General features: G+C 63.7%; 17 protein-coding genes. 9 read left to right on the top strand and 8 right to left on the bottom strand.

The genetic code is table 11. The features are described from left to right. Window positions 1-67: 67 nt before the first annotated feature. The gene (locus tag LPW30_RS00870; RefSeq protein ID WP_239680002.1) at window positions 68-2,875 is read right to left on the bottom strand and encodes a 2-oxoglutarate dehydrogenase E1 component; all 2,808 of its coding nucleotides are present in this window, start codon (window positions 2,873-2,875) and stop codon (window positions 68-70) included. 163 nt (window positions 2,876-3,038) lie between these two features. On the opposite strand from LPW30_RS00870, the gene uvrD reads away from it, so the two are divergent. Both uvrD and LPW30_RS00860 read left to right on the top strand, forming a co-directional pair. Further along, window positions 3,039-5,210, top strand: a complete 2,172-nt coding sequence (uvrD, locus tag LPW30_RS00865) for a DNA helicase II (protein ID WP_239679835.1) — start codon at window positions 3,039-3,041, stop codon at window positions 5,208-5,210. Window positions 5,211-5,422: 212 nt separating this feature from the next. Then, the gene (locus LPW30_RS00860) at window positions 5,423-6,526 is read left to right on the top strand and encodes a TRAP transporter substrate-binding protein (RefSeq protein WP_239679834.1); all 1,104 of its coding nucleotides are present in this window, start codon (window positions 5,423-5,425) and stop codon (window positions 6,524-6,526) included. A gap of 17 nt (window positions 6,527-6,543) precedes the next feature. Here the strand turns inward: LPW30_RS00860 and LPW30_RS00855 are convergent, their stop codons facing one another. Next, window positions 6,544-6,885 carry a DUF2782 domain-containing protein gene (locus tag LPW30_RS00855; protein WP_025280237.1) on the bottom strand — a complete coding sequence of 114 codons (342 nt, stop codon included), beginning with the start codon at window positions 6,883-6,885 and terminating at the stop codon, window positions 6,544-6,546. After that, window positions 6,882-7,607 carry an LOG family protein gene (locus LPW30_RS00850; protein WP_239680001.1) on the bottom strand — a complete coding sequence of 242 codons (726 nt, stop codon included), beginning with the start codon at window positions 7,605-7,607 and terminating at the stop codon, window positions 6,882-6,884. Before LPW30_RS00850 ends, LPW30_RS00855 begins: the two co-directional genes overlap by 4 nt. A gap of 95 nt (window positions 7,608-7,702) precedes the next feature. On the opposite strand from LPW30_RS00850, the gene polA reads away from it, so the two are divergent. Next, entirely contained in the window at window positions 7,703-10,474 is a 2,772-nt protein-coding gene (gene polA / locus LPW30_RS00845; protein ID WP_274521596.1) for a DNA polymerase I, read from the top strand. A gap of 401 nt (window positions 10,475-10,875) precedes the next feature. On the opposite strand, the gene yihA is transcribed toward polA, so the two are convergent. Further along, entirely contained in the window at window positions 10,876-11,520 is a 645-nt protein-coding gene (gene yihA, locus LPW30_RS00840; RefSeq protein ID WP_025280240.1) for a ribosome biogenesis GTP-binding protein YihA/YsxC, read from the bottom strand. A 172-nt stretch (window positions 11,521-11,692) separates the two neighbouring features. On the opposite strand from yihA, the gene LPW30_RS00835 reads away from it, so the two are divergent. From LPW30_RS00835 to LPW30_RS00810, 6 genes are all read left to right on the top strand, one after another. Next, window positions 11,693-12,322, top strand: coding sequence for a c-type cytochrome (locus LPW30_RS00835; RefSeq protein ID WP_025280241.1), 630 nt, complete (start codon window positions 11,693-11,695; stop codon window positions 12,320-12,322). A gap of 175 nt (window positions 12,323-12,497) precedes the next feature. Further along, window positions 12,498-14,561 carry a cytochrome c biogenesis protein ResB gene (locus LPW30_RS00830; protein ID WP_239679832.1) on the top strand — a complete coding sequence of 688 codons (2,064 nt, stop codon included), beginning with the start codon at window positions 12,498-12,500 and terminating at the stop codon, window positions 14,559-14,561. A 45-nt stretch (window positions 14,562-14,606) separates the two neighbouring features. Continuing rightward, window positions 14,607-15,953 carry a c-type cytochrome biogenesis protein CcsB gene (ccsB, locus tag LPW30_RS00825; protein ID WP_025280243.1) on the top strand — a complete coding sequence of 449 codons (1,347 nt, stop codon included), beginning with the start codon at window positions 14,607-14,609 and terminating at the stop codon, window positions 15,951-15,953. 105 nt (window positions 15,954-16,058) lie between these two features. After that, window positions 16,059-16,907, top strand: coding sequence for an endonuclease/exonuclease/phosphatase family protein (locus LPW30_RS00820; protein ID WP_128571983.1), 849 nt, complete (start codon window positions 16,059-16,061; stop codon window positions 16,905-16,907). Then, on the top strand, window positions 16,897-18,240 hold the full coding sequence (locus tag LPW30_RS16095) for a GGDEF domain-containing protein (RefSeq protein WP_025280245.1): 1,344 nt from the start codon (window positions 16,897-16,899) through the stop codon (window positions 18,238-18,240). The genes LPW30_RS00820 and LPW30_RS16095 overlap by 11 nt, the downstream gene beginning before the upstream one ends. Before the next feature lie 79 nt (window positions 18,241-18,319). Next, window positions 18,320-19,234: a carbohydrate kinase family protein gene (locus tag LPW30_RS00810; RefSeq protein WP_239679831.1), complete on the top strand. Its 915-nt coding sequence runs from the start codon at window positions 18,320-18,322 to the stop codon at window positions 19,232-19,234. A gap of 85 nt (window positions 19,235-19,319) precedes the next feature. Here the strand turns inward: LPW30_RS00810 and asnB are convergent, their stop codons facing one another. The 4 genes from asnB to LPW30_RS00790 all read right to left on the bottom strand — a co-directional run bounded on the left by asnB (window position 19,320) and on the right by LPW30_RS00790 (window position 24,502). Beyond that, entirely contained in the window at window positions 19,320-21,332 is a 2,013-nt protein-coding gene (gene asnB / locus LPW30_RS00805; protein ID WP_026623846.1) for an asparagine synthase (glutamine-hydrolyzing), read from the bottom strand. A 65-nt stretch (window positions 21,333-21,397) separates the two neighbouring features. Continuing rightward, on the bottom strand, window positions 21,398-22,462 hold the full coding sequence (locus LPW30_RS00800) for an aspartate/ornithine carbamoyltransferase family protein (RefSeq protein ID WP_026623847.1): 1,065 nt from the start codon (window positions 22,460-22,462) through the stop codon (window positions 21,398-21,400). Between the two features lie 34 nt (window positions 22,463-22,496). Continuing rightward, entirely contained in the window at window positions 22,497-23,249 is a 753-nt protein-coding gene (locus LPW30_RS00795) for a cysteine hydrolase family protein (RefSeq protein WP_025280247.1), read from the bottom strand. Further along, the gene (locus LPW30_RS00790) at window positions 23,246-24,502 is read right to left on the bottom strand and encodes a Zn-dependent hydrolase (protein ID WP_238623999.1); all 1,257 of its coding nucleotides are present in this window, start codon (window positions 24,500-24,502) and stop codon (window positions 23,246-23,248) included. The genes LPW30_RS00795 and LPW30_RS00790 overlap by 4 nt, the downstream gene beginning before the upstream one ends. Window positions 24,503-24,509: the final 7 nt, after the last annotated feature.

Here is a 24,509-nt window from a genome sequence, read left to right as displayed (position 1 = left end):
TCATGGGCGGTGGCTTTGCCGACAGTGTCAATGAATGCGTCCGCTGGCGCGATGGGGTCATCGCCGCCTACGACTGGCGCAGGGCGCGTTCGATCAGGGCTTCCTGCTGCTTCACGTGCACATCCAGGTGTCCCACGGCGGGCGCCGCGCTGGCGGGCCGGGTCACGTGCTGCAGATAACGGTCGGGGCCGAGCAGGGTACGCATGTGATGCTGGCTGGAATACCAGGCGCCCTGATTGAGCGGTTCTTCCTGCACCCAGTAGAACTCACTGGCATTGGGGAAGGCCTCCAGGGCACGGGACAGGTCTTCCTCCGGGAACGGATAGAGCTGCTCGATGCGTAGCACGGCGATATTATGCTTCTCCTCCTTGCGGCGGCGTTCGAGCAGGTCGTAATAGACCTTGCCGGAGCACATGACCACCCGGGTCACGCCCTTCGGATCCAGATCATCGATCTCGCCGATCACATTGTGGAAACGACCCTCGGTGAGATCTTCCAGGCTGCTGACCGCCAGCTTGTGGCGCAGCAGGCTCTTGGGCGTCATCACCACCAGGGGCTTGCGGTACGGGCGCACCATCTGGCGGCGCAGCAGGTGGAAGATCTGCGAGGGGGTGGTGGGCACGCATACCTGCATGTTGTTCTGTGCGCACAGCTGCATGTAGCGCTCCAGGCGCGCCGATGAGTGTTCGGGACCCTGCCCCTCATAGCCATGGGGCAGCAGCATCACCAGGCCGCACAGGCGGCCCCATTTCTGTTCGCCGGAACTGATGAACTGGTCGATGACCACCTGGGCACCATTGGCGAAATCCCCGAATTGTGCCTCCCACAGGGTGAGGGTGTTGGGGGTGGCGGTGGCATAGCCGTATTCGAAGGCCAGTACGGCCTCCTCGGAGAGTAGCGAGTCGATGACCAGGAAATCCGCCTGGCGATCGGAGAGATGCCGCAACGGGATCCAGCGGTCTCCGTCCTTCTGGTTGAACAGCACAGCGTGTCGGTGGAAGAACGTGCCCCGGCCACTGTCCTGGCCGGTGAGCCTGACCGGATAGCCATCCGCCAGCAGTGCCGCATAGGCGCTGGTCTCGGCGAAGCCCCAGTCCATAGGCAGGGAGCCGGCGGCCATCTTGCGTCGATCGTCCATGAGCTTGGCGACCCGCGGGTGGAGCTCGAACCCCTCGGGGATGTCACAGATGCGCTTCCACAGGTCCCGCAGCGTATCCAGGCCCACGCGGGTCTGAGCGCTCTGGCGCCAATCCTGATCCAGGAATGGCTTCCAGTCCACGGCGGACTTGTCATAGCCCTGGTCGCTGCCCTCCAGCACGTAGGGCATGATGCCCTCGCCGGTGTCCAGGCGGGTGCGCAGCGATGCCTCCATGGAGCGGGCCTCGTCATCGTCGATCACCCCTGCCTTTTCCAGGCGCTGGGCATAGCGGGCCCGGGTGGTGGGGCTCTCCTTGATGCGCCGGTACATGGCTGGTTGGGTCACTGCGGGCTCGTCGGCCTCGTTGTGCCCCTGTCGCCGGTAGCAGATCAGGTCGATGACCACGTCCTTCTTGAAGGTCATGCGGTAGTCCAGGGCGATCTGGGCGGCAAACATCACCATTTCCGGGTCGTCGCCGTTCACATGCAGGATGGGCGCGTTCACCATCTTGGCCACGTCGGTGCAATAGGGGGTGGAACGGGCGTCCCTGAGGGTGCTGGTGGTGAATCCGATCTGGTTGTTGATCACCACGTGCAGCGTGCCCTTGGTGGCAAAGCCGCGGGTCTGGGACATGTTCAGGGTTTCCATCACCACACCCTGGCCGGCAAAGGCCGCGTCACCATGGATCACCAGGGGCAGTACCTGGTCCCCGTCCTTGTCGCCGCTCCGGTTCTGGCGTGCCCGCACCGAGCCTTCCACCACGGGGCCGACGATTTCCAGGTGGGACGGGTTGAAGGCCAGGGCCAGGTGCATGGGCCCGCCGGGGGTTTCCAGATTCGAAGAGAAACCCATGTGGTATTTGACGTCGCCGGTGCCCGGGTGGCGACGTCCGGTGCCCTCGAATTCCTGGAAGAGTTCCGCCGGGGATTTGCCCAGGATGTTCACCAGCACGTTGAGGCGGCCGCGGTGGGCCAGGCCCATGACGGTTTCCTTCACGCCTCGCTCGCCAGCCCGGTGGATGACCTCGTCCAGCAGCGGGATCAGGCTTTCTCCGCCCTCGAGCGAGAAGCGCTTTTGACCCACGTAGCGACTGTGCAGGTAGCGCTCCAGGCCTTCGGCGGCAGTCAGGCGGTCCAGGATGTAGCGCCGGCGTTCGTCGCTGAAATGGGGCTCCCCGCGCACCGACTCCAGTTTCTGCTGCAGCCAGCGCTTTTCACCCGTGTCGGTGATATGCATGTATTCGGCGCCCATGGTCTTGCAGTAGGTGCCCTTGAGGATGCGCGTGATTTCCCTCAGCTGTGCCTCGTCGGGGCCCACCAGCGAACCGGTGTTGAACACCGTGCCCAGATCCTGCTCGGACAGGTCATGGTGTTCCAGGGTGAGTTCGGGAAGTGACGCCGGTTCGGACAGACCCAGGGGGTCCAGATCGGCCTGCAGGTGCCCCAGGAAACGGAAGGCGTTGATGTACTGCAGCACCCGCACCTGTTTGCGCTCGTGTTCCAGACTGCCCATGGGCAGGCCACGTCCCGGACCCGCCTCGGCCAGCTCGCGAAACTCTTCCCGCACCTGGCTGTGCAGCACGGAGGTGTCGTCCCTTCCGCCGTGGGTGATGTCGTCGAAGTGCTGTCGCCAGATCTCCGGTACCTGGTCCGGGTCCTGCTGGTAGGCCTCGAAGAGTTGTTCCAGATAGGCGGCATTGCCCGCGTCCAGGAAGGAGGAGTCCCAATGGGACTGCATGTCGCGGGCTTGGCTGGGCTTGGTCATGGGCGTGTCTGTCTTTGGGCGCTGTGGGAGTGTGGGATGCCTGTCTTGCGTTTTGCTCAGGATCAAGTCTCGACCCTAAACGCCAAACTGGCAAGTGGTGCGTTCCGGGAGGTCGGGGTTTTGGTAAGATTCGACCATGGATGTTTCCCCTTTGTTTGATTCCCTGAACGAGGCCCAGCGCCAGGCGGTGGGCAGCCCCTCTGGTCCGATTCTGGTGCTGGCGGGCGCCGGCAGTGGCAAGACCCGCGTGCTGGTGCATCGCATCGCCTGGTTGATTCAGGCGGAGGGCCTGTCTCCCCACAGCATTCTGGCGGTCACGTTCACCAACAAGGCGGCCAGCGAGATGCGTGGGCGGCTGGAGGGTCTGCTGGGCATGCCGCCCCGGGGGCTTTGGGTGGGCACCTTCCACGGCCTGTCTCACCGACTGCTGCGGGCCCATTGGCGCGAAGCCAGGCTGCCGGAGAACTTCCAGATCCTGGATTCGGACGATCAGTACCGCTTGGTGAAGCGCGTGCTCAAGGCCCTGGAGCTGGACGAGGCCCATTGGCCACCGCGCAAGATGCAGTGGTTCGTCAATGGTCGCAAGGATGAGGGGGTGCGCCCGGCGCACATGCAGGATACCGGCGACCCGGTGAACCGGCAGATGATCCGCTTCTACACGGCCTATGAGCAGGCCTGTCAGCGTGCCGGTGTGGTGGATTTTGCCGAGCTCATGCTGCGCAGCCTGGAGTTGCTGCGCGACACCCCGACGCTGCTGGAGCATTACCGCAGTCGCTTCCGTCACCTGCTGGTGGATGAGTTCCAGGATACCAACGACATCCAGTATGCCTGGCTGCGTCTGCTGGCCGGGGACAAGACGCCGGTATTCGCCGTGGGTGATGATGACCAATCCATCTACGGCTGGCGTGGTGCCCGCATCGAGCACATCCAGAAGTTCACGCGGGACTTCCCCGGCGCCCTGACGGTGCGTCTGGAGCAGAATTACCGCTCCACCGCCACCATCCTGGGGGCGGCCAACACCCTGATCCGTCAGAACGGCTCGCGCCTGGGCAAGGAGTTGTGGACGGATGGGTTGCAGGGGGAGCCGATCACGCTCTACGGTGCCTTCAATGAATACGATGAGGCCCGGTTCGTGGCTGATCAGCTCCGCGGCTGGCGGGAGGGGGGCGGAGCCTGTCGTGACGTGGCCATTCTCTATCGCTCCAACGCCCAGTCGCGGGTGCTGGAGGAAACCCTGATCCAGGCGGGCATCCCCTACCGGGTTTACGGGGGCCTGCGCTTCTTCGAGCGGGCCGAGATCAAGGATGCCTTGTGCTATATGCGCCTGGTGGCGTCGCGTGACGATGACACGGCCCTGGAACGGGTGATCAATCAACCCACGCGGGGCCTGGGGGAGCGCACCGTGGCGTTGATCCGTGAACAGGCCCGGGCGCAGGGCGTGTCGCTGTGGGATGCCGCTGGCAGGCTGCTGGAGCAGGGCGCCCTGGCGGCCCGGGCCGGTAATGCGCTGCGGGGGTTCAGGGTGCTGTTGGATGATATGGCCACTGCCTGTGCCAATCTGGATCTGCATGAGCAGGTGGAGCATGTGATCGCGCATTCGGGTCTCAAGGATCATTACGAGGCGGAGAAGGGGGAGAAGGCTCAGGCGCGGGTGGATAACCTGGAGGAGCTGGTGAGTGCTGCCCGCGGTTTTGTCCATGATCCGGAGCGGCATGAGGACATGAGTCCGCTGACGGCGTTCTTGTCCCATGCGGCCCTGGAGGCGGGCGAGGGTGAGGCGGACGCCTGGGAGGATTGTGTGCAGTTGATGACGCTGCATTCGGCCAAGGGTCTGGAGTTTCCTCTGGTGTTTCTGGTGGGCATGGAGGAGGGGTTGTTTCCGCACCGGATGTCGCTGGAGGAGCCGGGTCGGCTGGAGGAGGAGCGGCGTCTGGCCTATGTGGGGATCACGCGGGCCTGCCGTCGGCTGGTGCTGACGTATGCGGAGAGTCGGCGTCTGCATGGTCGGGAGAGTTATAACGCGCCTTCGCGGTTCATTGCGGAGTTGCCGGAGGATCTGCTGGAGGATGTGCGCCCGCGGGCGACGCTGCGGCGACCGGTGGCGGAGCCGGTGCGGACCAGGCGGGTCAAGGAACCGCCGGCGGAGGGCTTGACCCTGGGGGCGCGGGTGCGGCACAAGAAGTTCGGTGAGGGGGTGATCCTGGATTGTGAGGGTCAGGGTTCTTCGGCGCGGGTGCAGGTGCGGTTTGATGGTGAGGGCGTCAAGTGGTTGGTGGTGGGGTATGCCAAGCTGGAGCCTGTAGGGTGAGGTTGGGGTGTTCATCGGGCATCAAGGTGCTGCGCCGGCCGCTGGTGGGCGGTATCCCTGGCCGCGGGACGCCGTGAATACATCCGTGTAGGCTCGACCGCCGCATCCATGCGGCGAACGCCCGCTCTCAGGGATGCCCCCCTGCCGAGACCTGCATTTCGGTGGTTTTGGCTTCAGAGGTTTGATCGAGAAGACATCCAGTGAGGTCTTTCATGCGGCGAAGGGAGTTTCTGGGTAAGGCGGGTGGTCTGGCGGCCCTGGCTTCGGCGGGGGCATTGGCCGGCTGTGGTTCGCCGGAGGGCAACGCCAGTGACGGGATGCGGGATACGGGTCTCAGGTTCCACTGGCGCATGGTGACCGCCTGGCCTCATGGTTCGCCGGGATTGGGGGCGGGGGCGGATTTTCTGGCCCGGGCCATCAATGAGCTTTCCGGGGGGCGGATTTCGGTACGGGTGTTCGGGGCGGATGATCTGGTGCCTGCGCTGGAGGTTTTTGAAGCGGTGGCCCGCGGTTCGGCGGAGATCGGTCATGGGGCAGCCCATTATTGGGGTGATGTGGGTCCCGCGGCGCAGTTGTTCACGTCGGTACCGTTTGGCATGAATGCTCAGGAGACACATGCCTGGCTTTACAAGGGCGGTGGGCTGGAGTTGTGGCGGGATCTGTATCGGCATTTCGATGTGATTCCGTTTCCTTGCGGTAATACAGGTGCCCAGATGGGCGGCTGGTTCAGGCGCGAGATCAACGAGCCTGCGGATCTGGAAGGGTTGTCGATTCGCATGTCCGGGCTGGGTGGGGAGGTGATGCGCCGGTCCGGGGCCCGGGTGCTGTCCCTGGCTGGTGATGACATTCTCGATGCCATCCGGGCGGGACGGGTTGATGCGGCCGAGTGGGTGGGGCCCTATGGGGACAAGGAGCTGGGGTTGCACCGCTGGGGATGGCATTACCATTATCCGGGCTGGCAGCAGCCCAGTGCGCTGGTGGAGGCGCTGATCAACCGTGATGCCTATGAGGCCTTGCCCGTCACGTTGCGACAGGCGGTGACCCATGCCTGCCGGTTGGCAAGTGACCATATGCTGATGGAGTTCACGGCTCGCAATCAGCAGGCACTGGATTCGCTCATCCAGGATTATGGCGTGCCGTTAAAACGTTTCCCGGAGCCGGTGCTGGCGTCGCTGCGACGGTTGACCGATGAGGTGCTGGAGGAGATGGCCGAGGAGGACAGCACAGCCCGGCGGGTGATCCGCTCCTATCAGGACTTCCAGTCGCGGATGGTGCGCTGGCGTGAGTTCACCGACCTGGATCCCATGTCAGGCTGAAGGCGGCGTGCAGTCTCCTAAAATCTGAAAATCACCCAGGACGGGATGAGGATCTTGGGGTCCAGTTCGTGCATCCGGGTTTCCAGGCGACCGTCGCCGTCCATGTCCACCAGATAGTAGGCCGGGGCGTTTTCCGGTTGCACGCGGATCATGTACAGCTCGCCCTGGAGGCGGAATTCCTCAATGCGTTCCCCTTCGCGCTCGATGATGGTGACTTGCGGCTCCATCAACTCCCGGGTGACCTGGGCCGAGTCGTCCAGCAGGGGCGGGGGTGGTGGCGCGGCCTGATCCTGGGCCGACACGGGGGTGGCCAGGCAGGCGGTGAGCATCAGGGGGATGAGTGCGCGGCGTGTGGTCATAGGTCCATGAGCCTCTCGCGTTCTTCGCTGGTGGGTTCCAGGCCGCCGTATTCGTAAAAGTTGAAGATGGCGTCGACGACGGATTTGGAATCATCCACCACGGTGTAAAGGTCCAGGTCTTCCGGGCTGATGGTGCCATCCGTGACCAGGGTGTTCTCGAACCACTCCAGCAGTCCCTTCCAGAACGCCGAGCCCACCAGGATGATGGGGATGCGGCGAGTCTTGTTGGTTTGTACCAGGGTGAGGATCTCCGCCAGTTCGTCCAGGGTGCCGAAGCCGCCTGGCAGGACCACATAGGCCGAGGCGTATTTGACGAACATCACCTTGCGGGAGAAGAAGTGGCGGAAGTACAGGGAGACGTCCTGGTAGGCGTTGGCGGTCTGCTCATGGGGCAGATTGATGTTCAGCCCGATACTGGGAGATTTCCCACCAAACGCCCCCTTGTTGGCCGCCTCCATGATGCCGGGGCCGCCACCGCTGACCACGGCAAAACCTGCATCGGACAGTTCCCGGGCGATCTTTTCGGCCAGCTGGTATGTAGGGCTCTCGGGCGGGATGCGGGCGGAGCCGAAGATGCTCACCGAAGGCTTGATTCGGGCCAGACGCTCGAAGCCCTCTACGAACTCGCCCATGATCTGGAATATCTTCCAGCTCTCCCGGGTGAGCATGGTGTCATCCATGGGTTGCAGGCCTGGATGGGAGGCTCGCTGGTCACGCTTCATGATGTGCTCGATGTTTCGTTGTTTCACCGAAGCATATCGCGTTCCCCCTCGCTGGCAAACCGCATTGTTTGGTCATTTTTTCGCATCGGGCCACAATGGAGCTCTCCGGCGGCAACGGCGCCATCGACCCCGTACCCAAAGCAAGAGATCAATCCGTGACTGACAGCAAGCCCCTGGTCCTGGTGGACGGTTCATCCTATCTGTACCGCGCCTTTCACGCCCTGCCACCCCTGTCCAATTCCCGGGGCGAGCCCACAGGGGCCGTGCTGGGTGTGGCCAACATGCTGCGGCGGCTGATGAGCGACTACGCGCCCGATCACATGGTCGTGGTGTTCGATGCCAAGGGGCGCACCTTCCGGGATGACCTTTATGAACAGTACAAGGCCAACCGTCCACCCATGCCCGATGAACTGGCGGCGCAGGTGGATCCGCTGCACGAACTGGTGCGGGCCATGGGCATTCCTATCCTGGTGGTGCCGGGGGTGGAGGCGGACGATGTGATCGGCACCCTGGCGCGACAGGCCCGCCGGGACGGCATGGAGGTGGTGATCTCCACCGGCGACAAGGACCTGGCGCAATTGGTGGAGCCGGGTGTCACCCTGGTGAACACCATGACGGGAACCACCCTGGATGAGGCCGGCGTGAAGGAGCGCTTTGGCGTGCCGCCATCGCTGATCGTGGACTACCTGAGCCTGGTGGGGGACACCTCGGACAATGTGCCCGGCGTGGACAAGGTGGGCCCCAAGACGGCGGTGAAATGGCTGGATGCCCACGGGGACCTGGACGCCATCATGGCCCATGCCGACGAGATCAAGGGCAAGGTGGGCGAGAACCTGCGCGCCAGCCTGGACAGCCTGCCCCTGTCCCGGGAGCTGGTCACGGTGCGCTGTGACCTGGAACTGGACCTGACCCCCACGGGTCTGGAACTGCAGCCAGTGGAGTCCGAGGCCCTGCGCGGTCTGCTGGAGCGCTTCGAATTTCGCAGCTGGCTCAAGGAGCTGGGTGGCGAGGGCCGGGCAGGGGAGTCGCAGCCGGAACAGGCGGGTGGCGGAAGCGATCCCGTGGAGTACGAGATCCTGCTGGAACAGGAGCAGCTGGATCGGTGGCTGGAAAGGCTGCAAACGGCAGACTTGTTCGCCTTCGATACCGAGACCACCAGCCTGGACTACATGCAGGCGCGGGTGGTGGGGGTATCCTTTTCGATTCGCCCCGGTGAGGCGGCCTATCTGCCCCTGGCCCATGATTACGCCGATGCCCCACAGCAACTGCCCCGGGAGGAGACCCTGGCCCGGCTGAAACCCCTGCTGGAGGCCCCGGACCGGCCCAAGCTGGGGCATCACCTCAAGTACGATCGCAACGTGCTGCTCAACCACGGCATCGAGCTGCGCGGCATCGCCCACGACACCATGCTGTCGTCCTACGTGCTCAACAGCACCGCCAGCCGCCATGACATGGATACCCTGGCCGAGCGTCACCTGGGAATCCGCACCACCCATTACGAGGAGGTCGCCGGCAAGGGAGCCAAGCAGATTGCCTTCTCCCAGGTCCGCCTGGATGAGGCGGCCCCCTATGCTGCCGAGGATGCCGACGTCACCCTGCGCCTGCATGAGTACCTCTGGGGGCGGCTTCAGGGAGAGGCGGGGCAGCGTCGTATCTACGAGGAACTGGAAATCCCCCTGGTGCCCGTGCTCTCGCGTATGGAGCGGGCCGGGGTGCGGGTGGACGCGGACCTGCTCTTCACACAGAGCCATGAACTGTCGGACCGCATGGGAGAGATCGAGCGCGAGGCCCATGAGGTGGCCGGCGGCAGTTTCAACCTGGGCTCGCCCAAGCAGATCCAGGAGATCCTGTTCGAGCGCCAGAAACTGCCCGTGGTGCGCAAGACACCCAAGGGGCAGCCCTCCACTGCGGAGGACGTGCTGGAACAGCTGGCGGCGGACTACCCGCTGCCCCGATTGATCCTGGAGTATCGCGGGCTGTCCAAGCTCAAATCCACCTATACCGACAAGCTGCCCGGGCGCATCGATGCTGACACGGGGCGGGTGCATACGTCCTATCATCAGGCGGTGACCAGCACCGGGCGCCTGTCCTCCTCCGAGCCCAACCTGCAGAATATCCCCGTGCGCACGCCTGAGGGGCGCCGCATTCGCCAGGCCTTCGTGGCGCCCCAGGGGCGGGTGATCATGGCCGCCGACTACTCGCAGATTGAATTGCGCATCATGGCCCATCTTTCCGGTGACAAGGGGCTGGTGGAGGCCTTCAGTCAGGGCATGGATATCCATCAGGCCACCGCTGCCGAGGTCTGGGGTCTGGAGCCGGACCAGGTCACCCATGAGCAGAGGCGGGCTGCCAAGGCCATCAACTTCGGCCTGATCTACGGCATGTCGGCCTTCGGGCTGGCCCGGCAGCTGGGCATCGAGCGGGGGGCCGCCCAGGAGTATGTGGATCGCTACTTTGCCCGCTATCCGGGTGTGAAGGCCTACATGGACGATACCCGTGAGCGGGCCAGGGAGCAGGGCTATGTGGAGACGGTGTTCGGTCGCCGCCTTTATCTGCCGGATATCAAGGCCCGCAATGCCCAGGTGCGCAATCAGGCAGAACGCCTGGCCATCAATGCCCCCATGCAGGGCACGGCGGCAGACATCATCAAACGGGCCATGCTGGCGGTGGATGACTGGATCCAGTCATCCGGGCGGCCACTCACCATGATCATGCAGGTGCATGACGAACTGGTGTTCGAGGTGGAAGAGGGGGCCGTGGAGGCGGTGCGCGAGGAACTCAGCCGGCTCATGTGCCAGGCGGCGGAGCTTGAAGTGCCGCTGGTGGTGGACGTGGGTGTGGGTGCCAATTGGGACGCGGCACACTGATGAACCCCCCCTCCAATGAGATGTATTTCACGTTTTGAAACATTGATTTCCAGCGGGCACGCAGGACCAGAACTTTCCCTCGAAGGCCCTGTCTGTCAGGTTAGGCGCTCCGGATGGGGCGCTTCCCGCTTAACCCCCTGAGCGGGATGCTCTGACTCCCCCAAGTCGAGCCCAAGCCTGGCCCCGCGTCGTTAAAGCGCCGCGGGGCTTTTTTTGAGCTTTACCTGACAAAAAGAGTGAACCATTGTCCCGGTGGGTAGTCACAAGGGGTAAGCGCTGCAGCCCGGCGCTTCCCGCTTACCTCCCTGAGCGGGATGGCTCGCACTCCCCCAAGTCGAGCCAACCTCTGCCCCGGACCGGCCAACCCCCAATGGCCCCCGGGGCTTTTTTTTGCCTGCGTTTCAGCCTTCGGGTTCCGGCGTGTCGGGCGCCTGTGCCTCTGGCCCTCGGGAGGCGAATAGCCAGTGATCCAGCACTGAATGGGCATCATCCACGCCCTGCTTCTTGAGCGATGAAAAGGGTTGTACCGTGGCATCCACATCCTCGGCACCCAGGGCGGAGGCCACCTGACGCACCGTATCCAGTGCCGGTCCACGCTTGAGCTTGTCGGCCTTGGTGAGCAGGACATGCAGGGGCAGGTGTCGCCGATGGGCCCAGCCGACCATTTGCCAGTCGTGTTCCGTGAGGGGGTGGCGGATATCCATCACCAGGATCAGTCCGCGCAGGCATTCGCGGCCCGCCAGGTATTGCTCCATCAAATGTCCCCAACGACGGCGCACCGCCTCAGGCACCTTGGCGTAACCGTATCCGGGCAAGTCCACCAGGCGGTGGTCCTCGTCCAGGGCGAAGAAGTTGATGAGCTGAGTCCTGCCAGGCGTCTTGCTGGTACGCGCCAATGCCCTTTGCTGGCACAATGTGTTGATGGCGCTGGACTTGCCAGAGTTGGAGCGGCCGGCGAAGGCGACTTCGCGCCCTGTTTCCGGTGGCAAGCCCTTGAGGCTGGCGGCACTGGTCAGGAACTCGGCCCGGGAGTAAACCGGGTTCATTTAATGTCTAACTCGCGTAGCGATGATTGAGTACCACCCCTGCCTGCTTTTGCGGCGGGGGGGTGAGTGTGGTATACATTGCGGCTATTTTGAGGTTGCGCCGGTCGCGTCCGGGTGCCACAGGTTACCAAAGAAAAGCGCACACTGTTTCAGGTTCAGGAGTCAACCCACAATGAAAAAATTCGTCGTAATTGCCGCCGCCACCCTGGGAATGAGTCTGTCGGCGTCGCTGCATGCCGATACCGAGCGGGGCGACCCGGAGCGCGGACAGGCGATCTCCACCCCCTGCATCGCTTGCCACCAGGCCGACGGCAACAGCGTGAACCCCGCCTGGCCGAAGATTGCCGGCAAGGACAAGGCCTATCTCTTCAAGCAGCTCATGGACTACAAGGCGGGTGACCGCAGCCACGCACTGATGAACCCCCAGGTGGCTCAGCTCGACGAGCAGGACATGCGCGATCTGGCAGCATTTTACTCCACCCAGGAAGCCTCTCCGGGCCGCACCAGTGCCGATGACGAGACGCTTGCCTTGGGTAAGCAGATCTATTTTGGCGGTAACATCAGTGAGGGCGTGGCTGCCTGTGTGGCCTGTCACGGCCCCGGTGGCAAGGGCAACCCTGCTGCGGTATTCCCCAAGGTGGCTGCCCAGCATGGCGCCTACAGCCTGGATCAGCTCAATCAGTTCAGCAAGGGCCAGCGCCACAATGACCCGGGCCGGATGATGCGCATTGTGGCCTCGCGCATGTCCGAGGAGGAAATGAAGGCCGTTTCCGAGTACATGGCGACCCTGGATCCCAAGTGATACTTGTCTGGTAGGTCCTGAAAAGGGGTGACGTAAGTCACCCCTTTTTTGATGGTCAGTCCCTTGTGTCTGAGCACGCTGTATTACCCGGATCTTTTCCCGGTTTTCGTGGTCAGAGAGCCCATTCCACCACCAGAACGGGCCCCACCGGTATCCCAACGGGTTTCTTCACGGCATGAATCGTTCCTCCCAGGACTCTGCATCCCCACGACATCCCTCCCGCCTCTCCATTCTGGTGAGTTTTTTGGGGTCCATGAACCTGGCCATCACCCTTCTGGTGATCCTGGCGGTGGCCTCGGTGGTGGGCACGGTGCTGGAGCAGAATCAGCCCTTCCAGAATTACCTGATGAACTTCGGGCCGTTCTGGCACGAGCTGTTCCGCACCCTCAACCTCTATAACGTCTACGCCGCGGGCTGGTTCTTGTTTGTGCTGGCCTTTCTCGTGGTCTCCACGGCCGTCTGCATCTACCGCACCACGCCGACCATGCTGCGTGACATGCGCAATTTCCGCCTGAACGTGCGGGAAAAGTCCCTGCGCAGTTTTGCCCACAACGTGCAGAGCGAAACACACCCTGAACCCCCCGCGCAGGTGCTGGAGCGTGCCGGCAACGTGCTGGGGGCACGCGGCTACCGGGTGCGTCAGGTGGAGCAGGCCGATGGCACTCGCCTGCTGTCGGCCATGCGGGGCAGCGGTAACCGCCTGGGCTATTTCTTCACCCATGGCGCCATCGTCATCATCTGCGTGGGCGGCCTGATCGATGGCCGGGTGCCCCTCATGCTGGCGGAGATGACCGGCAATCTGGTGCTGGAGACGCGGGAGATCCCCGCCTCCCAGGTGCCCGAGCAGAGCCGCCTCGGGCCTTCCAACCCCTCTTTCCGGGGCAGTGTGGAGATCCCCGAGGGGCACAGCGCCACCGTGGCCTTCATCACCATCCGCGACGGTTACGTGGTGCAGGATCTGCCCTTTCGCATCGAGGTGAAGGATTTTCGCGTGGAACGGCACGAGACCGGCCAGGAGCGCGCCTTTGAATCCGACCTGGTCATTCACGATGACGAACTGGACGAGCCCCTGGCCCGCACCATCAGCGTCAACGAACCGCTGATTCATCGTGGCTATGCCATCTACCAGGCCAGTTTCCGGGACGGTGGCTCCTTCCTGAATCTGAACCTGCATCACCTGGCGCGGGGGGCCCGGGATCCGCTGCCGCTGGACACGCGGGTGTATGGCAACCATGTTCAGGAACTGACCGACGGCAGCCGCTACACCTTCGAGTTCACCGATCTGCAGACCCACAACATCGGTACCGTGGTGGATGCGGACGGCAATGCCGAACGCCGTGACATGGGCCCGAGCCTGGACTACACCATCCGTGACCCCAGCGGCTCGGGCATGTTCTTCCGGGCCATGAAAAACCCCATGGAGCGGGATGGCACGCGTTTCGTGCTCACCGGGGTGCGGCACAGCACCGCCGAGCCGTTCCAGTATCTCTACATGCCCAAGGACCCGGGTGGGGATGGCGTGGATCGCTTCATGCGCATGGTCTCCTTCCTGAACGATGATCAGCAGGTGGCGGATGTGGTGGCCGATGTGGCCACATCCGCCGCCCGCCAGTTCCAGGGCACCCAGGGCGAGGTGCCCCTGGAGGTGGTGGAGACCATCATGATCCGCCTGATGGATCTGTTCGTGCAGGGCGGTTACGACGCCATCGTCGCCGATATTGAACAGCGTGCACCCCAGCCGCAGTGGGAATCACTCATGGACCTCTTCGGTCGGGTGGTGAACATGACCCTGCGGGAGGTGTACATGCGCGTGTTGGCGGAAGAAGGCATCGAATCCATGACCGGCGTGGAAGCGGCTTACCTGGATGACGCCCTGGTGGCCCTGGATGCACTGCCGCACTTCGGTTCGGACTTCTTGATCACCTTCAACGACTTCGAGCATGTCCAGGCCTCGGGCCTGATGATCACCAAGGCGCCCGGGCAGAACGTGGTCTACTTTGGCAGTCTGATGCTCATTGTGGGCGTCTTCCTCATGCTGTACATGAGTCATCGGCGCTGCTGGCTGATGATCCGGCCCGCCGGGCAGGGCAGCCAGCTGGTATTTGCTGGCACCAGCAACCGGAATATGCTGGAATTCGACGAGGAATTTGACACACTCAGTCGTCATGTGCTGGGGCAGGAGAGCCCCGGCGATACCACCGGTCACGCCCGGGAAAGCTCGGAGAACGATCCCCGGTGATCCCCATCAACCTGATTCGATCCAGCACGACGGGAGGTAATAATCATGTCCGTCCCGCATGACGCCATCGGGGCCGAATACCCCGGCTTCTTCAAACGCCTGTCCGTCACCGATTGGTTGTGGGCGGCTCTGGTCACGGTATCCACCGTGTTTGTTCTGGCCGTGTTCGGCCAGTACATGGACATCTACCAGGTGATCACGCTGATTGTTCACGCGATCCTCGGGGTCTGGTTGGGCTGGTACTGGAAGCCCTTCCGGGCCTATGCCGTGGCCGTGGGGCTGCTCAGTGTGCTCGGCGTGCTCAGTTACGGCGATTCCCTGGCGCGGGCCGAGACCAACTTCTTCCTCAAATACCTGGTGTCCGGGCAGTCTGCGGTGATGTGGATGTGCGCCCTGCTGTTCATGTCCACGGCCGCCTACATCGCCTACCTCTTCCGCCGCGATGCCTCGGGCACGGCGGGCGTGATGCCCGCCATGGTCACGGCTGCGGGTACTGGACTGCTCGGAGGCATGCTGCTCTGGCTGGGGCAGGCCGGCATCGTCCCGGGGCTGGAATGGGTGAGTCCGCTGGCCTTTCTGGTGGCCGTGGGCGCGTTGACCGGGCCGCTGAGTCGCACCGAGTTCAGTGCCCAGGTGGGCGGCGCACTGGCCTGGGTGGCAGCCACTTTCGGCCTTGTCGGGTTGTTCGTGCGCTGGCGTGAAACATACCTTCACGACCCGGCCTGGGGCTACATCCCGGTAAGCAACCTCTGGGAGGTCTTCGTCCTCTTCTGCGTGGTGACGGTGCTGATGTACCTCTACTACGAGCGCCGCAGCCGGAATCGGGGCATGGGGGGGTTCGTGCTGCTGCTGGTCAGTGGTGCCGTGGCCTTCCTGCTCTTTTACACCCTGGACCGTCAGGCCCACGAGGTGCAGCCGCTGGTGCCGGCCCTGAACAGTTGGTGGATGAAGGTGCATGTGCCAGCCAACTTCATCGGCTACGGTGGCTTTGCCATTGCCGCCATGCTGGGGGTGGCCTATCTGATGCGGGCCCGCGGCGAGCGTCTTCGCCCCGACGGTCTGCTGGCCAGACGCCTGCCCGGGCGCCAGGTCCTGGACGATGTCATGTACAAGTCCATCGCCATCGGTTTTGCCTTCTTCACCATTGCCACGGTGTTGGGTGCCATGTGGGCCGCCGAGGCCTGGGGTGGCTACTGGTCATGGGATCCCAAGGAGGTCTGGGCCCTGATCGTCTGGCTCAATTACGCTGCCTGGCTGCACATGCGCTTCACCAAGGGCTGGCGCGGCGTGCCCATGGCCTGGTGGGCCATCGTTGGCCTGTTGCTGACCACCTTTGCCTTTGTGGGGGTGAACATGTTCCTGGGTGGCCTGCACTCTTACGGAGCCCTCTGATCCATGGCACCCGTGCTTGCCGAGCGATACCTTGAACGGCTGGGGCTGGATTCTCAGGACCCGTCCGGGATCACCCTGGACGGACCCCTGGCCTCCAGCCTGTCCATGGGGCCGAGCACGCCGCCGGTTCAGGGACAGCGCCTGCGCATCCTCAGCTACAACGTCCAGGTGGGCATCGCCTCGGGCCGCTTTCACCATTACCTGACCAACAGCTGGAAGCATGTGCTGCCCTACGGCGGGCGCATGGGCAATCTGGACAGCATTGCACGGTTCATTGCCGGCTTTGATCTGGTGGGTCTGCAGGAACTGGATGCCGGTAGCCTGCGCAGCAACTTCGTCAATCTGGCCGAATACCTGTCCCGCCAAAGCCAGTTGCCCTACTGGTACAGCCAGACCAACCGCAATCTGGGCAAGATCGCCAAGCACAGCCTGGGGTTGTTGTCGCGCTACCAGCCCCACTCGGTGATGGAGCATCGTCTGCCCAGCCGTATCCCGGGCCGGGGGGCGCTGGAGGCCCATTTCGGGGCCGAGAGCGGCGAGGATTCCCTGGTGATCATGCTGGTGCACCTGTCCCTGGGGCGCAAGACCCGCATGCGTCAGTTGCAGTACATCGGTGAAGTCCTGCGTGATCACGAGCACGTGGTGGTGATGGGGGATCTCAACACCCCGACCCATTCGGCGGAAGTACGCAAGCTGGTGCGCAACACCCGCCTGCAGGAACCCCTGGACAGTGCCAAGACCTACCCGAGCTGGCGCCCCATGCACGCCTTCGACCACATCCTGGTCACGCCGGGTCTCGGTCTTGAACAGGTGCATGTCTACAACCTCAACTATTCAGACCATCTGCCGGTGGGCGTGGAGCTGGTCATTCCGGATTCCGTGAAACTGGCCCAGTTTCATGCGGAGGGCCAGGCCGGCGGACACGTGAGAAGAGGCGCTGTGGGTGAACACTGATGAGGCACGCCTCAAGTGCCTGGAGACGATTCGGCAGCTGGAACAGGAACTGGATGATCGGGCAGCCTTGGAGGCCAGCCTGAGGCGCCTGCTGAACCGTTTGTGCATGGCCGCCGAGGGCGGGCATCCGCATCTGGACCCGATCCTCAGCCGTCTGCAACTGGATGTGCAGGCAGAAGGAATGCTCACCTCGGCGCAATTGGAGGTCTACCTGAACGAGTTGTCCGGTCTGTTGCATGATCGCGCTCGGGGGAGGGCTTCCGCAGCCCCGTTGGACGGTTCTGGCGATGCGGCAGAGATTCGCTCCCTGGGGCTGCAACTGCTGGTGGAACTGGCCTCGTTGCCCCGGCTGCAGGATGCCATGGATCGTCTGCGCCAGGAATTGAGGGTGAGCGAGCGTGTGCCCCCCTGGTCGGAGTGGGTCTCCCGTGTGGCCAAGGCGGTGCATCAGTGCCTGAGTGACCTTCATCATCAGCGGGAGGAGATGGAAGACTTTCTCCAGGATATCACCCGGGAACTGGCCAGCTTCGATGGTTACCTGGCGGGCCAGGGCGACCACCTGCGTGACTCGCAACACAACCGCGAGGCGTTCCAGGGCAATGTGGAGCGGGAGATGTCCCGTCTGGATAGCGGATTATCGGACAGGACTCTGGATCTCGCCCATCTCAAGGAACTGGTGCGCGGGCGTATTCGGGCCATTGGCCAGCATATGGAGACCTATCGGGAGCAGGAGGGCCTGCGGGACCAGGAGGTCCGCATCGAAACCGAACGCTTGCGCCAGCGGGTGGCAGACCTGGAAAAGCACTCAGCGCAGTTGCGTGAGGCCTTCCTTTGGCAGCAGCGCCGTGCCCATCAGGACAGCCTGTCCGGCCTGCCCAACCGTGAGGCCTTTGATGAACGCATCCTTGATGAACTGAGTCGCTGGGCCCGCCTCGGCACTCCCCTGAGCCTGGTGGTATGGGACATTGATCATTTCAAGCAGGTGAACGATACCTATGGTCACAGTGCAGGCGATCGGGTGATCACCACCGTTGCCCAGCGCTTGAGAGAGCGATGTCGGCGCACCGACATGGTGGCCCGCTACGGAGGCGAGGAGTTCGTCATGATCCTGGTGGGCACGCCCGCCGCCGAGGCATTGTCTTTCTGCGACTCCCTGCGCCAGGAACTGGCCGATCTGGGTTTTCATTTCGACGGCGAACCGGTGGCCATTACCCTGTCCGCCGGTGTGACCGAGGCCCGGGTGGGAGACACCCCGATGACCTTGTTCGACCGCGCCGACAAGGCGCTCTATCAGGCCAAGCACCAGGGACGCAACCGCTGCGTGCAGGGTTGACTGGCCTGGCCGGCGACTTGCCAAGCCCTTTTGGCGCTGGGTAACCTCGAAGACTTCCACACCATCGCAGGAGGCCGACGTGACAGCCAATCCCGAGCCCGTGATCTTCGGGGAAGTGCTCTTCGACTGCTTTGAGGACCGTTCCGTGCTGGGAGGCGCACCCTTCAATGTAGCCTGGAACCTCAAGGGGCTGGGGCGCGAGCCGCTATTCATTGGCGCCGTGGGCGAGGATGAACTGGGTGCGCAGGTGCAGCAGGCCCTGTCGGCCTGGGGAATGCGCCCCGAGGGCCTTCAGGTGGACCCGGACCACCCCACGGGGCAGGTGCAGGTCAGGTTGAGCGGTGGCGAGCCCCAATACGAGATTCTGGCCGATCAGGCCTACGATCATGTGGACGTGACGCGTGCCCTGGAGGGGCTCCCCCGCGGCGGCATCCTCTATCACGGCAGTCTGGCGCTGCGCGAGCTGGCGTCGCGCCATGGCCTGGAAACCCTGCGGGATCACATGGGTGCCCGGGTGTTCATGGACGTGAATCTGCGCGCACCCTGGTGGGAGCGTGAAGTGGTGCATGATCTGATGCGCCGAGCCACCTGGGTGAAGCTGAATCAGGATGAATTGTCGGCATTGGCCCCCGAGCCCGCGGACGATCCGGAAGTACAGGCGCGCCTCACCCTGGCCTGCTTCGACCTGGAGGCCATCATCGTCACCCGCGCTTCTGAAGGGGCCATGGTACTCACGCGGGATGGTGCCGTGCACGCCATGCACGCGCCGAAGGTTGAGGGGCTCAAGGACACCGTGGGGGCAGGGGATGCCTTCAGTGCGGTCACTTTGCTGGGGTTGCTGGAGGGGTGGCCGTGGGATGTGATCCTGCATCGTGCTGCCGGGTTTGCAGCCAGGGTGTGCACCCTGCATGGGGCTACCACGGAGGACGCGGGGTTCTATGCGTTGGCTCACGACGCCTGGAACTCTCCCTCCGGGGAGAAGGCCCGGGGATGAGGGGGAGGGATCGCACCCGACCCTACCAGTCCGCTGCGCCCCTCACCCCAACCCCTCTCCCCAGAGGGGAGAGGGGCTTATGACCTCAGGGATGCCACCCCAGGGCCTCGGCCCGCTTGCGCGCTACCCGGGGAATGTCCTGGGCCACGAAGTGACTGTGCAGCACCTGCACACCGATCATGTGGTTGATCACGGCATCCAGCTGCACCTGGGTTGAGGCGGTGGTGTCCGGTGCATCATGCAGGTCGAACAGGGCCTGCACACCCGCCGGGTCCAGCAGGCCCGCCTCTTTCACCGCATCATCGGACAGATACTGATCCGCCAGCGCACGCATGGCTGCCCACTTCTTGGGATCGGTATGGGCCGGTGGTGCCATGAAGGCGAACTTCTCGCGCTCGTACAGCACCTTCGGAAGCAGTCCCTTCATGGACTCGCGCAGCACGTATTTTTCCGTGCGCCCCTTGATACGCATGGATGGGGGCAGTTGGGTGGCGAACTCCGCCAGATGATGATCCAGGAACGGCGGACGGGCCTCCATGGAATTGGCCATGTCCACGCGGTCGCCCCCCCAGGTGAGGATCTGGCCTTCCAGCATGGTCTTGATCCATACGTACTGGGCCTTGTCCAGCGGGTGGCGACCTTCGATCATGTCCCTGTCCAGCGCCTCGGCAATGGCTCGGCCTGGCTCATAGCCTTTCACCTGCTCGCGCAGGTGCGGGGCCATCAGGCCCGGGGCGTGTTCGGCGCTGGCCAGCCAGGGCTGCAGGCAGGAGGGCGTGAAGCCCACCAGGGCGTCCAGAGCCGGATCGTGGAGTTCGTTCTCCGCCAGCATGGCCCCCTGGAAAAGCTGGTTGCTCTCCGACAGCAGTTGTTGCCAGCTGGCACGCTCGGCGGCAGACAGGGTGTCCAGGCCATGCAGGAACATGTCCCGGCGGAAGGAGGGGTAACCCCCGAACAGCTCATCGGAGCCCTCGCCGGTGACCACCACCCGGTAGCCGGCCTTGTTCACGTGGCGGCTCATGAGCAGCTTGGCCACGCCCAGGGTGTTGTAGATGGTGCGCTCGGCGTGCCACAGGGTCTCCACCAGGTTGTCGTAGAGATGATCCGCGTTCAGGGTCATCACGTCCTGGTCGGCACCCACGCTTTCGGCCATCTCCGTGGCGATGGCCGTCTCGTCGTAGTCAGCATTGTCGAAGCCGATGGTGAAGGCCTTCACCGGGGATTGCTGATGGGCCGCCGAAAGGCCCAGGGTGATGCACGAGTCGATGCCGCCGGACAGGTAGCAGGCCACGGGCACGTCGGCTTCCAGGCGCAACTGCACCGCTTCCATGAGCCTGTCGCGCACGCCCTCGATGTAGTAGGACTCGTCCTTTTCATCACCCCGCTCGGACATCAGGGGGAAGTCCATGTCCCAGTAGCGGTCGTCGCGGATCTCGAATTTGCCATGGCGCCGCTCGATGGTGACCACATGGCCGGGCTTCACCTGGTTGATGCCCTCGAAGGCGGTCTGACCGGGCACCATGGTCTGCATCAGCTGGTGATAAAGACCCTTGGCCTCGAAGCGGCGTGGCACTTCGGGGTGGGCAAATAGCACCTTGAGTTCCGAGCCGAACACCAGGGTGCCATTGATCTGGGTCCAGTACAGGGGCTTCACGCCAAAGCGGTCGCGAATGAGCATCAGCCGGTCATGCTGGCGGTCGTACAGAGCCATGCCGAATTCACCCCGCAAATGCGGCAGCATGTCCTCCAGGCCCAGGTCCTGGTACAGATGCAACACCATCTCCGAGTCACTCTTGGTGCGGAACTTCGCACCTCGGGAGGTGAGGTCGGTGCGGATGCGCTTGTAATCGTACAACTCACCGTTCACCGCCAGCATCAGGTTGTTGTCCGGGGACATGAACGGCTGACGGCCACGGTTCTCATCCAGGTCGATGATGGTCAGACGGGCATGGGAGAAGCCCACGCCGCGGTCGTCCTGCACCTTGTAGCCGAAGCCGTCGGGGCCACGGTGGTACTGGATGGCCGCCATGGCCACCAGGGTTTCGGGATCCACCGGTTGATGGGGATCGGCGTGCATGACGCCGGCGATGCCGCACATAGGAAACTCCTCGTCAATGAATTCGTATCAGCGGGTGCCCGGGATCGAACGGACAGCCAGCAGGTTCAGGTATCCATCACTTCGCTCACACGGCGCACCATGCAGGTCAGCAGGGCCATGCGCACGAACACGGCGCCCCTGGCCTGGGCGAAGTACCAGTTGTGGCGGGTGGGGTCCAGATCCGTGTCCAGCTCCTTGCCCCGGGCAAGGGGGTGCAGGATGATGGAGTCTTTCTTCAGGGGGGAGGCGGTGGAGAGCTTCAGTTCTGCGCCCATCTGCTCGAAGCTGTCACCCACCCAGGCAATGGCGTTGATGTACACCACGTCCAGGTCGGGAAGCTCCGGTTCCAGCCGCTTGGACACACGCACGGACAGCCCTGCCTCGCTCAGTTCCTCCGCCTGACCCTCATCGAAGGGGGTATCCTGGTCCGTGAAGATCACCACTTCCTCAATGGCAGTGGGGAAGCGCGCCAGCAGGAGCAGCAGACTGCGCACGGTGCGCATGCGATTGGGTACGCCGATGATGCCCACGCGGATACGCTTGTCACGGGGCAGGTCCGGGTCCAGCAACTCGGGGCGCCACTTGAAGATGGTATACACGTCCGCCATCGCCTGGGTGGGGTGCTCGTCAATGCCGTTGCCGGCATTGACGATGGGGATGCGCAGGGCATCCAGCATGTCGTAGACGGAGCGGTCCTCGTTGTTGCGCAGGACGATCACATCCCCGTAGTTGTTGAACATCTCGGCGATGTCCTGAATGGACTCTCCCTTGGCCATGCCCGTGCTCTTGGGATCGGTGATGGACATGATGTCCCCCCCCAGGCGGTGCCAGGCACTCTCGAAGGAGAGGCGTGTCCTGGTGCTGGGTTCGTAGAAGGCACTGATCAGGATCTTGCCTTGCAGCGGCAGGTGCATGAGCGCCGGTGTGCTCTCGTACTGGGCCGACAGGCGGAACAGCTGGGTGAGGGTGTCCCGGTCAAACTGCCGCGAGGACACCACGTGCCGACTGGCCAGGGCCAGCAGCGGGCCGGGATCTTCGGGGATGCTCTCTGCCAGGGCGCGGGGCCGCTCGATGCCGGCGGTACCGTCCTTGGGGCGAAGCGGCTTTTGAAGCTGCGAGTCGACTACCATGACTAATGCCTCTTTGGCTGGGAAAGACAACGGTTCAATCGGCGATCTCTTCCACCTTGGAGATCTCCGCCAGGGCCTGGTCAGTGCTCATCACCCGGGCGTAGCGATCCTTCATGGTGAGTATCGTGGCCCGCTGCAGTTCGGGGGTCACCGTGGCGCTGGCGTCTTCGATCAGGGTGACATAAAAACCCAGGTCACAGGCATCCCGGATGGCCGTGGAGACACATTCGTTGCTGTAGACACCCACCACGAACAGGGCCGTCACATTGAGGTTGCGCAGCACATACTCCAGATTGGTGGCAGTGAACACGCCACTGGCCGTCTTGTTGATGATGATCTCGTCACCCTGAGGCGCCACGATCTCAAGGAAATCCGCCTCCTTGGACCCCGGGGCCGCATGCAGGCCCAGGCGCTTGTGACCCGGACCCCGATCCCGGCCATCCTGGGTGAGGGACTGGATGCGGGTGTGGATCACTTCCAGGCCCAGGGAGCGAAAGCCATCCTGCAGACGGCGCACATTGGGCAGAACCGTGTTCTCCAGGCGATCGAAGTAGTAGTCCTGGGATTCGGGGGGCAGACCGGAGCGTTCCGCGTCGGCAAACACCCCCCAGCCCCGGGCGGCATCCAGATATTGCAGGTCAATGCAGAGCATCGCCGCATGGTGGGTGCCCAGGGCCCGGGTCAGGGCCCGGTTGGTGATGAGGGTCTCCCGATACTGCTCGCGCAGCGGGTCGACGCTGTCGTAGGTGGTGCTGGTTGCCGTGTCTTGGGTCTTGTCGTTGCTCACTTGAGTTCCCCTCCGCTCTCGGTGGCCAGCGACAGGATGGCCTGCAGCATCAGGTTGGCCCCGCGTTCGATGTCTTCCCAGTTGGTCCACTCTGCCGCCGAATGGCTGCGCCCCTCCAGGCTGGGCACGAAGATCATGCCGGTGCGGGTGAGCGAGGCCATGATCTGGGCATCATGGGCGGCGCCGCTGGGCAGGCGAAGGTCCTTCAGGTCCAGTGCGCGGGCCTTGTCCTCCAGCAGTTGCACCAGCGCCGGGTCGCAGCGTTGCGGAGGCAATTCCGAGAGCACTTCGAACTCGAACATCAGCGAACGTCGCCGGGCCATGGTCGACAGCGTGCGGCGGAAGGCGTCCGCCAGGTTGGTCAGGGTGTCCGGGTCCGTATCCCTCACGTCCAGGGAAAAGCTGGTGTAGCCGGGCACGGTATTGGCGGCACCGGGCTTGAGTTCCACGCGGCCGATGGTGGCGCGGCTGTGGGGGCTGCCGTGTTCTTCCAGAATGCGTTCGATCTCGCCGGCAAATTCCGCCAGCCCCTGGAAGGTGTCGTTGCGCATGTCCATGGGGGTGGTGCCGGCGTGATTGGTCTGTCCCTTGAGTTGCACATCCCACTTGAACAGGCCGGTGATGGCTTCCACCACGCCGACGCTGGTCTTGCCGCGATCCAGTACCGGGCCCTGCTCGATGTGCAGCTCCAGATAGGCGTGGATGGAGTCCCTGGGTCGGCGGGCGAACAGGGCGGCATTGGCGTCCAGCCCCCAGGCGGCCATGGCCTCGGTAAGGGTGATGCCATCCAGGTCCCGGGCCGCATGGATCATGGCCGGGGTCAGTTGACCGGCCATCGCCTGGGAACCAAACAGGCCACCGAATCGTCCTTCTTCGTCAGTGAAGTTCACCACTTCCAGGGGGTGGCGCAGGGGCAGGCCCGACTCCTTCACGGTACGCAGCACCTCCAGGCCGACGAGCACGCCCAGGGCGCCATCCAGGGGGCCTCCACCCGGTACGGTGTCCAGATGGGAGCCCATCATCACGCTGGGGCGCTGACCATCCCAGTCCAGGCGACCATGCAGATTGGCGGCGCCGTCCTCGTAGAAGTCCAGGTCCGCCTCCAGAATGCGCTCCCGAAACCACTGACGCCCGGCGAGATCCCCTTCGCTGAAGGCCATGCGGTGAATGCCGCGGTCGGCATCCCGGCCAATGGCTGAAAGGGCCTCGATGTCGTGCTGCAGGCGTTGGAAATTGATTCGGATGGGCGTCATTCAGTCC

This window comes from Ectothiorhodospira variabilis, from assembly GCF_022227625.1.
GTDB lineage: Bacteria > Pseudomonadota > Gammaproteobacteria > Ectothiorhodospirales > Ectothiorhodospiraceae > Ectothiorhodospira > Ectothiorhodospira haloalkaliphila.
Note: the sequence above shows the minus strand (reverse complement) of the source record. Positions and strands in the feature narration are given on the sequence as shown.

What these genes read in the sequence shown, in the direction of transcription:
- LPW30_RS00860 (WP_239679834.1), top strand. Translation starts at nt 5,423, where the DNA reads ATGCGGCGAAGGGAGTTTCTGGGTAAGGCGGGTGGTCTGGCGGCCCTG.
- LPW30_RS00835 (WP_025280241.1), top strand. Translation starts at nt 11,693, where the DNA reads ATGAAAAAATTCGTCGTAATTGCCGCCGCCACCCTGGGAATGAGTCTG.
- LPW30_RS00800 (WP_026623847.1), bottom strand. Translation starts at nt 22,462, where the DNA reads ATGGTAGTCGACTCGCAGCTTCAAAAGCCGCTTCGCCCCAAGGACGGT.
- ccsB (WP_025280243.1), top strand. Translation starts at nt 14,607, where the DNA reads ATGTCCGTCCCGCATGACGCCATCGGGGCCGAATACCCCGGCTTCTTC.
- polA (WP_274521596.1), top strand. Translation starts at nt 7,703, where the DNA reads ATGGAGCTCTCCGGCGGCAACGGCGCCATCGACCCCGTACCCAAAGCA.
- uvrD (WP_239679835.1), top strand. Translation starts at nt 3,039, where the DNA reads ATGGATGTTTCCCCTTTGTTTGATTCCCTGAACGAGGCCCAGCGCCAG.
- LPW30_RS00855 (WP_025280237.1), bottom strand. Translation starts at nt 6,885, where the DNA reads ATGACCACACGCCGCGCACTCATCCCCCTGATGCTCACCGCCTGCCTG.
- LPW30_RS00820 (WP_128571983.1), top strand. Translation starts at nt 16,059, where the DNA reads ATGGGGCCGAGCACGCCGCCGGTTCAGGGACAGCGCCTGCGCATCCTC.
- LPW30_RS00870 (WP_239680002.1), bottom strand. Translation starts at nt 2,875, where the DNA reads ATGCAGTCCCATTGGGACTCCTCCTTCCTGGACGCGGGCAATGCCGCC.
- yihA (WP_025280240.1), bottom strand. Translation starts at nt 11,520, where the DNA reads ATGAACCCGGTTTACTCCCGGGCCGAGTTCCTGACCAGTGCCGCCAGC.
- asnB (WP_026623846.1), bottom strand. Translation starts at nt 21,332, where the DNA reads ATGTGCGGCATCGCCGGCGTCATGCACGCCGATCCCCATCAACCGGTG.
- LPW30_RS00850 (WP_239680001.1), bottom strand. Translation starts at nt 7,607, where the DNA reads ATGAAGCGTGACCAGCGAGCCTCCCATCCAGGCCTGCAACCCATGGAT.
- LPW30_RS00830 (WP_239679832.1), top strand. Translation starts at nt 12,498, where the DNA reads ATGAATCGTTCCTCCCAGGACTCTGCATCCCCACGACATCCCTCCCGC.
- LPW30_RS00790 (WP_238623999.1), bottom strand. Translation starts at nt 24,502, where the DNA reads ATGACGCCCATCCGAATCAATTTCCAACGCCTGCAGCACGACATCGAG.